Origin of the sequence: Streptomyces sp. SBT349, assembly GCF_001083795.1 — a bacterium.
GTDB lineage: Bacteria > Actinomycetota > Actinomycetes > Streptomycetales > Streptomycetaceae > Streptomyces.
On record NZ_LAVK01000297.1, the window covers coordinates 1 to 9,292 of the forward strand.

The 9,292-nt window shown below is 75.9% G+C and carries 9 protein-coding genes; 5 read left to right on the forward strand and 4 right to left on the reverse strand.

Features of this window, described 5'->3' with window-relative positions:
* Nucleotides 1–188 precede the first annotated feature (188 nt).
* The 3 genes from ADY01_RS27575 to ADY01_RS27585 are packed head-to-tail and all read left to right on the forward strand — an operon-like array spanning nt 189 to nt 1,770.
* The gene (locus tag ADY01_RS27575) at nt 189–437 is read left to right on the forward strand and encodes a hypothetical protein (RefSeq protein WP_049578942.1); all 249 of its coding nucleotides are present in this window, start codon (nt 189–191) and stop codon (nt 435–437) included.
* Complete coding sequence (locus tag ADY01_RS27580) at nt 434–1,108, forward strand: TIGR04282 family arsenosugar biosynthesis glycosyltransferase (RefSeq protein ID WP_049578943.1); 675 nt, start codon at nt 434–436, stop codon at nt 1,106–1,108. Before ADY01_RS27575 ends, ADY01_RS27580 begins: the two co-directional genes overlap by 4 nt.
* The gene (locus tag ADY01_RS27585) at nt 1,105–1,770 is read left to right on the forward strand and encodes a methyltransferase domain-containing protein (protein WP_049578952.1); all 666 of its coding nucleotides are present in this window, start codon (nt 1,105–1,107) and stop codon (nt 1,768–1,770) included. The genes ADY01_RS27580 and ADY01_RS27585 overlap by 4 nt, the downstream gene beginning before the upstream one ends.
* Before the next feature lie 151 nt (nt 1,771–1,921).
* Here ADY01_RS27585 and ADY01_RS27590 read toward each other — a convergent pair whose 3' ends face one another.
* Genes ADY01_RS27590 through ADY01_RS27600 form a run of 3 tightly spaced genes read right to left on the reverse strand, consistent with a single transcriptional unit; the run spans nt 1,922 to nt 4,913 of the window.
* Nucleotides 1,922–2,335, reverse strand: coding sequence for a hypothetical protein (locus ADY01_RS27590; RefSeq protein ID WP_049578944.1), 414 nt, complete (start codon nt 2,333–2,335; stop codon nt 1,922–1,924).
* Nucleotides 2,332–3,501, reverse strand: coding sequence for a molybdopterin-dependent oxidoreductase (locus ADY01_RS27595; RefSeq protein WP_078900661.1), 1,170 nt, complete (start codon nt 3,499–3,501; stop codon nt 2,332–2,334). Before ADY01_RS27595 ends, ADY01_RS27590 begins: the two co-directional genes overlap by 4 nt.
* Before the next feature lie 53 nt (nt 3,502–3,554).
* Nucleotides 3,555–4,913 (reverse strand): hypothetical protein, encoded by a 1,359-nt coding sequence (locus tag ADY01_RS27600; RefSeq protein WP_159001459.1) that lies wholly within the window; start codon nt 4,911–4,913, stop codon nt 3,555–3,557.
* A 306-nt stretch (nt 4,914–5,219) separates the two neighbouring features.
* Between ADY01_RS27600 and ADY01_RS27605 the strand changes: the two genes are divergently transcribed.
* Both ADY01_RS27605 and ADY01_RS27610 read left to right on the forward strand, forming a co-directional pair.
* The gene (locus ADY01_RS27605) at nt 5,220–6,446 is read left to right on the forward strand and encodes a S8 family peptidase (protein ID WP_049578948.1); all 1,227 of its coding nucleotides are present in this window, start codon (nt 5,220–5,222) and stop codon (nt 6,444–6,446) included.
* Between the two features lie 134 nt (nt 6,447–6,580).
* Entirely contained in the window at nt 6,581–7,381 is an 801-nt protein-coding gene (locus ADY01_RS27610; protein ID WP_063784378.1) for a (2Fe-2S)-binding protein, read from the forward strand.
* Between the two features lie 33 nt (nt 7,382–7,414).
* On the opposite strand, the gene asnB is transcribed toward ADY01_RS27610, so the two are convergent.
* A complete protein-coding gene (gene asnB / locus ADY01_RS27615) occupies nt 7,415–9,250 on the reverse strand; it encodes an asparagine synthase (glutamine-hydrolyzing) (protein WP_049578950.1) in 1,836 nt (611 codons plus the stop codon).
* Between the last annotated feature and the right edge of the window lie 42 nt (nt 9,251–9,292).

Consider the following 9,292-nt stretch of genomic DNA (forward strand, 5'->3'; position numbering starts at 1 on the left):
GGATCGATCTGTGCCGGTCGGCGGGCAGGCGGGTGGAGGCGCTGGCCATGACGCTCAACCTGGTGCCCTGCCTGGGCTCGGCGGGGGGGGTGGCCCAGGCGGGGGGGGGGGGGGAGCGGGGGGATGTCAGCGTTCCGTAAGGCCCGCTGTTCCGATATGCCCGATTCCGCTCCGTAGGGTGAGGCGGTGTGACCAACTCCCCGACTGCGCAGGGCGATCCGGTGCTGCCCTGCCTCGACGAAGCAGAGGCGCTGCCCCGGGTGCCGGGCTGCGGCGCCGCCGAACGCGTGCGCGCGCGCCGCGGGCCGACCGCCCGCGACGCCCGGCCCCCGCACGCCAGGGCCGGTGGCCGGGTCCTCTCCCGGCCGGTCCGGCGGCGCACCGGGGCGCGGGCGGTCTGGCGCGCGGTCTCGGGCATGCGGGCGGTGCTCGCGTGACCGGCGAGGGGCCGCCCTCGGGGGCCACCACGCTGCTGGTCGTGGCGAAGGAGCCGGTGCCCGGCCGGGTCAAGACCCGGCTCACCCCACCCTTCACCCCCGAACAGGCCGCCGCGCTGGCGGAGGCCGCGCTCGCCGACACGCTTCTGACGGTCTCGCGCACACCCGCCAGGCGCCGGGTCCTGGTCCTCGCCGGGCGGCCCGGCCCCTGGCTGCCGCCCGGCTTCGAGGTGGTACCGCAGGTGGGCGGCGGTCTCGACCTGCGGATCGCCGCCGCCTTCGCCCGGTGCTCGGGCCCCGCGCTGCTGATCGGCATGGACACCCCGCAGCTCACCCCCGAGCTGCTCGCCCCGGCCACCGGCCCCGGCGCCTGGCCGACCGGGCGGGCCTGGCTCGGCCCGGCCGCCGACGGCGGCTTCTGGGCGCTGGGGATGGCCGAGCCCCGCCCGGAGGCGGTGGTCGGCGTCCCCATGTCCACCGCCGCCACCGGGGCGGTCCAGCGCGCCCGGCTGCTCCGCCTCGGCTTCGGCGTCCGGGACCTGCCGGTCCTGCGGGACGTCGACACCGCCGCCGACGCGGAACGGGTGGCCGCCGAGGCGCCGCCGGGCCGGTTCACGGCCGTGTACGCCGGGCTGCGGGACTCCGGGGCGCGTGAGGGGGCCGCGTGGTGACCGTGACCGCCGCACCGCCCGCCCACGCGTGGACCGCCGACCCCTACGCCGTCGCGCTGCGCGCCGGCCGGGGCCCGTTGTACCTGCTCCGCGCCGACGGGCGGCGTCTGCCGCTGGACGTCGAACGCTGGTGCGCCGGGCCCGACGTCGCGGACCTCTCGGTCCTCGGCCACTGCCGCGGCGGCGTCCTGGACATCGGCTGCGGCCCCGGCCGGATGGTCGCCGCGCTGGCCCGTGCCGACCATCCCGCGCTGGGCATCGACACCGCGCCCGCCGCGGTGGCCCGCACGCGCGACTCCGGCGGGGCCGCGCTGCTGGCCTCGGTGTTCCAGCGGCTCCCCGCCGAGGGCCGCTGGGGCAGCGCGCTGCTGATGGACGGGAACCTCGGCATCGGCGGCGACCCGGCCGCGCTGCTGCGGCGCGTCGCCGGCCTGCTGGCACCCGGCGGCCTGCTGCTCGCCGAGACGGCGGCCACCGAGGTGGACGAACGCTTCGAGGCGCGGCTGGACGCGGGGAGCGGTGTCGCGGGCCCGGCGTTCGCCTGGGCACGGCTGGGACCGGGCGCGCTGCGCGGCCTGGCACGGCGGGGCGGGTGGTCACCGGTGGCCCAGTGGACGGTCGCCGACCGGGCATTCACCGCGCTCCGCCACCGGGAGCCGTAGGACCGCGGGGATGGGGCGTTCCCCGCCCCGGTCCCCCCGCCACCTCCGCGGGAACGCTCGTCGACCGCCGAGCCGCCCCGGACAGGGCGGAAGACCCCGCCTCGCGCCGCGGGGCAGGTGGTCACCGGAGACCCGGGTGTTCCCCGCCGCCTCAGTGGGAGTGCTCGTCGGTCGTCGGGCCGCGGCGGCCTGCCAGGGTCACGGTGGCGGTGGCGAGTGCCACGGCGGCCAGGAGCAGGGCCAGGTTCGACGGGTAGTCCAGCGGCAGCGCCGTGGGGTTCCGCGGCGCGCCGGGACGCAGCAGGATGGGCAGCGCCACCAGGGTCGCGCTCCCGGCCACCAGCAGCCCGGCGCGGACCGTGCGCCGTCCCGGCAGCCGGCGCAGCGCCAGCCCCGCGAGCAGCACCAGGGGCGCGAACAGCAGATCGTGCGCCACCAGGGCGCCCCCCAGCCACAGCGCCACCTCGGCGGGCGTTCCCCGCGGGGTCGCCACGAACAGCAGCCGGGCACCGGCCGCCAGCAGTCCCAGCCCGGCGATCCCCAGCACCCCACGCGTCACCCTCATGCCAGCACCTCGATCTCGCCGACCCACTTGGTCTGGAGCACCCCCGGCCGGTTGGGCGCGATGATCCGGGCGGGGAAGCCGTGGTCCGGCGAGAGCACCTCGCCGTTGATCCGCAGCGCCAGCAGCGTCAGCGGATCCCGGGCGTACCGCGGCGGCAGTTCGGACACCCGGTAGCCGCCCTGCCGCTGGAGCGACACCACGCGCACGAAGGCCCCGGAGGGGACCCCGGCGCGTTCCAGCAGGTCGCGCAGCCGCACGCCCGTCCAGTCCGCGGACGCGCTCCAGCCCTCCACGCAGGCGATCGGCAGCCGAACGGTGTGCTGCGGCAGCCCGTTCAGCGCGGCCAGCGACAGTTCGTAGCCGCTCGGCCCGGCCACCCGCAGCCGCCAGGCCGCGGCCGAGACGTCCGCCACCCCGGCCTGGGCCGCCGTGCGGTTGACCGGCACTCCCTGCGCCGCGCCGTCGGGGCGGCGCGGCGCCAGCAGCGTGAGCCCGCGCAGCGGCGCGACCGTCTGCCCGGCCGTCGCCAGCGTCACCACCCCCACCGCGGCGCCCATGCCCCGCAGCAGCGACCTGCGGTCGGGGTCGTCCGGGTCGGCCGGGGAACGCCGCCAGTGCGCGGCGATCTCCGGCGCCTTCACGGCCAGGTGCAGCAGCGTCGCGCCGAGCAGCACCCAGGCCAGCGCCCAGTGCACCGCCCGGAAGGGGAACGGCCAGGGGTACCACTGCGCCGTGTTGACCAGGCCGAGGAACACTTCGAGCAGCGCCGCCGCCACCAGCACCGCCACCGAGGCGCGTTCGGCCGCGTGCCTCACCGACCGCACCGGCGGCCGGACGAACAGCCGCGGATAGACCGTCCACAGCTTGACGAGCAGCAACGGCACCAGCGCGATCCCGGTGCCCACGTGGAGCCCCTGCGACACCTGGTAGCCGGTGACCGGCCGGGTCGGCAGGTGGGGCGCCAGCCAGTCCGGGGGGCTCTGGAGTCCATGGCTGATCAGACCGGTCACGAAGCACACCACCACCCCGGTGCCCAGCCAGCGGCCGACGGCGGTGGCCGTGCGGGCGTCGTGCAGCCGGGCCCGGAACCCGAGCCGCGACCGGAACCGCTCCGGGAGGCGGACATCCCGGAGTCGCCGGACCCGTTGACCCCGCGCCGATTCCATGGGTTCCCTCCTCATCGTCTCCAACGGCCTCTCCGCCGGCCTCTCCATCCGCCTCACCACCGGGTGAGCCAGAGGTGGTTGACCGTCAGGGCGGTCGCGGCCTGGGCGGTCAGCCACCAGCGGGCCCGGCCGGGCGGCAGCAGCGCGGTCGCGGGCAGCAGCCACACGGCGAACGGCAGCCAGATGCGTTCGGTCTCCGCCTTGCTCATCCCCGACAGGTCGGCGGCCAGCATCGCCACCGCTCCCCCGGCCACCAGGACCACCAACGCCGCGCGTTCCCCGCCGGCCGGTCGGCGGCCCCGTGCCGCACGCAGCGCGGAGGAGCCCGCCACGGCGGTGCGGCGGAGTCCGGCGACGGTCGCGAGGCCCACCGACGCCACCTGGACGGCCAGGTTGGCCCAGACGAAGTAGGCGTACGGCCGGTAGCCGCCGGCCCCCGCGTGATAGCGGTCGACGAGGGTGGCATAGCCGTCGAACCACCAGAACCCGGCCGCCGTGAACCCCACCACCCAGGGGACCACGCCCAGCACCACCCAGGGCAGCGGGCGCGCGTCCCGCGCCACCAGCAGCACCGCGACCCCCACGGCGCCCATCAGGACCAGGCCGTAGGAGAGATACAGCAGCAGACCGAACAGCACCCCGGAGCCCAGGGCGGCGAACCGCCGCGCCGCGGGCCCTCCCCGGCCGCGCACCGACAGCGCCAGCAGCGCCACCGCCCAGGCGGCCACGGCCGCGAAGTAGCCGTCCGCCGACACCCCCATCCAGACCGCCCCCGGCATGAGGACCAGGAACGGGGCCGCGCGCCTGGCCGGCTCCTCACCGGCCAGCGCGCGCACCGTCACCAGCACCGCCGTGGCGGCGGTGGCCGAGGCCGCGACGCAGAAGGCCGCCGCCCAGCCGCCGCCCGCGAGCCCGACCCGGTCGAGCAGGACGAACGTCAGGGTGGCGCCCGGCGGATGGCCCGCGACATGCGCGGGCCAGTTGTCGGGGGAGTCGAGCGGGATGTGGTCGGTGAACGTCCGCAGGAAGTCACCGAGGGAGCCGACGCGGTCCAGGGCGGTCAGGTACTCCTGCCCGTGGCTCAGCCGCCAGGTCACCCCCCGCCGCCACCCGTCGATCAGCGCGAGCGACGTGATCCAGGCCAGCGAACCGGCCGCCACCGCCCATCCCAGCCACCGCCACGCCAACCGGAGCGCCACCGCCGGGCCGTAGAGGACCACGAGGCCGGCCAGCAGCAGGGCGGCGGGGGTGCCGGGCCCCGCGTGCGGCTCCCAGCGGGCGAACAGCGGTGGCCAGTCGAGCAGCAGCACACCGTCACCGTTCACCGCGGCGCCGACGGCGGCGGAGGCGGCGAAGAGGAGCAGCGCCAGGGCCACCGCCACCGTGTCGGGGGCGAGTCTGCGGGCGGTCACCACTTCACGCTAGGCGCGGGCCGGGTCGTATGGGCCGCCGGGCGAGCGGACGTCACCGCTTCGTCAGATCCGTTCCCCCGGGCCCGAACGAGGGCTGACCTGGCGGATCGGAGGGGGCCGGAGGCGACCGGGGGCACCGGCCGTGGGCGTCAACTCACCGAATGCCGCCGCTCTATGGACATCATGTGAACCTTCGCGGTCGACGGTTGCACTTCTTCGCGCGTAGACAGATCGTTGCGTGGTGTCCATGAACGTCTCAATGTCATGCGCACGACATGCAGTCCCCCCACGGTAAGGACTCTCTCCATGGCAGTGACGCGAAAGCCGACCCGGCTCCGCACAAGCGCGGGGGCGGCGACCGCCGCCCTCCTGAGCCTGGGCCTCGGCGTTGCGCTGACCGGTGTCGCGCAGGCCGGCGACGTTCCCACCGGGACCATCGCCAACGCCGGAGCCGCGAACACCGTCCCCGACAGCTACCTGGTCGTCCTCGACGACAGCGGCGTCTCGACCAGCGCGGAGGAGAGCGCCACCGCGCTGGCCGCCACCTATGACGCGGAGGTGACCAGCGTCTTCGAGCACGCCCTGAACGGTTTCGCCGTCGAGGCGACCGAGCAGGAGGCGCTCGAACTCGCCGCCGACCCGGCGGTGGCCGAGGTCACGCAGAACCAGACGGTGCGCGCCACCGCGACCCAGCCCGACCCGCCGTCCTGGGGCCTTGACCGGCTCGACCAGGAGGCGCTACCGCTCGACGCGTCGTACGCGTACCCGGACGACGCCGGTTCCGGCGTCACCGTCTACATCCTGGACACCGGTGTGCGGTACAGCCACCAGGACTTCGGCGGCCGGGCCACGTTCGGCTTCGACGCCTTCGGAGGCGACGGCGGCGACGGGCAGGGCCACGGCACGCATGTGGCCGGAACGGTGGCGGGCAGCGCCTACGGCGTCGCCAAGAACGCCGACATCGTCTCCGTCAAGGTGCTCGACGACTCGGGCTCCGGCACCACCGAGTCCGTGGTCGGCGGCGTGGACTGGATCACCGCCAACGCCTCGGGCCCCTCGGTCGTCAACGTGAGCCTGGGCGGCGGCGTGGACACCACGCTGGACGCGGCGGTGGAGAACTCCGTCGCGGCCGGCATCACCTACGCGATCGCGGCGGGGAACGACTACGGCGCGGACGCGTCGCTCACCTCCCCGGCGCGGGTGGCCCCGGCCATCACGGTGGGGTCGAGCACCGAGGCCGACGCGGTCTCGGACTTCTCCAACGTCGGTTCGGTGGTGGACCTCTTCGCCCCCGGCACCGACATCACCTCGGCCTGGAACACCGGTGACACCGGGGAGAACACCATCTCCGGCACCTCCATGGCCACCCCGCACGTGACCGGCGCCGCGGCGCTGTACCTGGCCGGCAACCCGTCCGCCACGCCGGCCGATGTGGCGTCCTCGCTGGTCGGTTCCGGCCTCGCGGACGTGCTCACCGGCGTTCCCGCGGACACCGCCAACGTCCTGCTGCACACCGGCGGCGAGGGCGCGTGACCGGCACCGCCTGAGTCGCCCACCCGCGTCACCACCTGGATCAGGGGCCGTTTCCCGGCGGGGAAACGGCCCCTGGCCTCGTGGGGGCGGTCGGCCGTCCCTTCGGGCGCCCCGGTGTCGCGCATCATGGGGGGATGGACGCCGACCCCCTGCCCGAGAGTCCCGCCGCGCTGGACGGCCGCGCGGCGGTGGAGGACCTCGCCGCGTTCGGCCCGTTCTTCGCGGCGCGGGCGCATCCGGCCGGGGCGGCCCCCGGCCCGCCGTGGCGGTCCCTGGCCGAACTGGGGCGGGAGCCGGAGGCCCTGGGGGCCCGCGTGGCCGCGGTCCGCGCCGGGCTGGCCGCCGCCCAGGGCGGCGGGCCGGACCCCGCGGCATCCGTCGAGTTCACGGTGGCCGCCTCCGTGGCGCACCTGGGGCTGGCGGCGCGGCTGGTCTCCCCCGCCCTCGCGCTGGCGGTCGCCCACCGCCGTCGCCTGGCGGCGTCCCTCGACGGGCTGTGGTGGCAGCCGGTGCTGGGCGGCCCCGTTCCGCTGTCGGTCGCGCTGGACGCCGTCCACGGCGCCCCGGCCGGAGCGGCACGCCCCGCGGAGCTGCTGCACGCCTGCGTGGCGGACGGGCCGGTCGGCGAACTGACCGCGGCCTTCGGTTCGTTGCGCGTGTCCCCGCGGGTGCTGTGGGGCAACGTGGCCTCCGCCGTGCACGGCGCCGCCGCCCTGGTCGCCGCGGCCCGGCCCGGCCTGGCCGAGCAGGTCCGGGCCGCGACGGCGGCGCTGATGGCCCGCCCACCGCTGCGGGGGGCGGGCGGCGCGGCGGACGACGGCCGCTTCCTGCGGCGCAGTTGCTGCCTCATCTACCGCGCCGCGCCGGATCGCCGGGGGCCGTTGTGCGGCGACTGCGTCCTTCTCCCGGTCAGGTCGTCGCGCCGCCTGCGGTGAACGGGACGGGCCCCGGGGGATCCGCGCTGCCGGCTAGGGCGTCAGCTCGGGCCGGTAGAGGTCGATCCAGTGGGCGAAGTCCAGCACCCGGTCGATGCCGCGGCGGGTGCCGCCGGGCATGGTGAGGTCCCGGTCGACGGCGGCGGCGAGCCAGGCGCGGTCGACCACCGTGAACACCGGGTGGTTCCGCTCGCCGAGGACATCCCTGGCCTGCTGCTGGAGGGCGGTCGCGTACCCGGGGTCCTGGGTGGAGGGGTAGGGGCTCTTGAGCCGGTCGCGCACCGACTCCGGCAGCACGTGCGCGGTGGCGTGCCGCAGCAGGCTCTTCTCCCTGCCGTCGAAGGTCTTCAGCGACCAGGGCGCGTTGTAGACGTACTCGACCAGCCGGTGGTCGCAGAAGGGGACCCGCACTTCGAGGCCGACCGCCATCGACACCCGGTCCTTGCGGTCCAGCAGCATCCGGACGAACCGCGTCAGATGCAGATGGCTGATCGCCCGCATCCGCCGCTCGGACTCGTCGGCCCCCTCCAGGTGGTCGACGGCGGCCAGCGCGGTCGCGTACTGGTCGGCCACGTAGGCGTCGAGGTCGAGCCGTTCGCGCAGGTCGGGATGGAGCACGGAGGCCCGGTCGGTGCTCATCGGGCTGCGGAAGGCGAGCCAGGGGAAGGTGTGGGCGCGGACCGCGGCGGGGTCGTGGAACCAGCGGTAGCCGCCGAAGACCTCGTCCGCCGCCTCGCCGGACAGCGCCACCGTGGAGGTGGCGCGGATCGCCTGGAACAGCAGGTAGAGCGAGGAGTCCTGCTCCCCGAGGCCGACGGGGATGTCCCGGGCCGCGATCACCGCGCGCCGCACCGCGGGATCGGTCATCTCGGACGCCTTGAGCGTGATGAACCGGTGGTCGGAGCCGACCCGGTCCACCACGTCGCGGATGAACGGGGTGTCCGCGGCGGCCCAGTTCCGGTCGGCCCTGAAGCTCTCCTCGCGGCCGACGAAGTCCACCGAGAACGTCCGCAGCCGCTCCCCCGCCCCGGCCAGGTGGGGCGCGGCGAGGCCGGTGACGGCGCTGGAGTCGAGGCCGCCGGAGAGCAGCACGCAGCGGGGGACGTCGGCGACGAGCTGGCGGTGGACGATGTCCGTCATCAGCTCGCGGACCGTGGCCAGCGTCGTCTCCAGGTCGTCGGTGTGCGGCCTGGCCTCCAGCCTCCAGTAGGTCCGCGTCCTGATGCCGCCGCGGCCGACGGTGACGACGGTGCCGGGCTCGACCTCGCGCATGTCCTTCCACAGCGTCCAGCCGGGGGCCATGGTGAGCGCGGTCAGCTCCCGCAGCCCGGCGGTGTCGACCACCGCGCGGGCCCGCGGGTGGGCCAGCACGGCCTTCGGCTCCGAGCCGAACAGGACGCCGTCGCGGGTCGGGTAGTAGACGATCGGTTTGACGCCGAGGCGGTCGCGGATCATGACCAGCTCGTCCGTGCGGCCGTCCCAGAGGGCGAGGGCGAACATGCCGAGCAGGTGGTCGGCGACGCCGTCGCCCCACTCCAGGTAGCCGCGCAGCACGACCTCGGTGTCGCTGGCGGTCCCGAAGTGGTGCCCCTTGCGGCGCAGTTCGTCGCGGAGTTCGGTGAAGTTGTAGGTCTCGCCGCTGTAGACGAGGACGACGGGGCCGTCCGGGGTGTGTGCCCGCATCGGCTGCGCGCCGCCGGGCAGGTCGATGACCGCCAGGCGCCGGTGGCCGAGCGCGGCGTGCGGCCCGATCCAGGTACCGGACTCGTCCGGGCCGCGGCAGGCCATGGTGGCCGTCATCGCGTCCACGACGTCGGGGTGTTCGGTGAGGTCGGTGTCGTAGGCGACCCAACCGGTCAGACCGCACATGCCGCGCTGTCACCTTTCGTGTGGGGGTGGGCCGGGGAACAC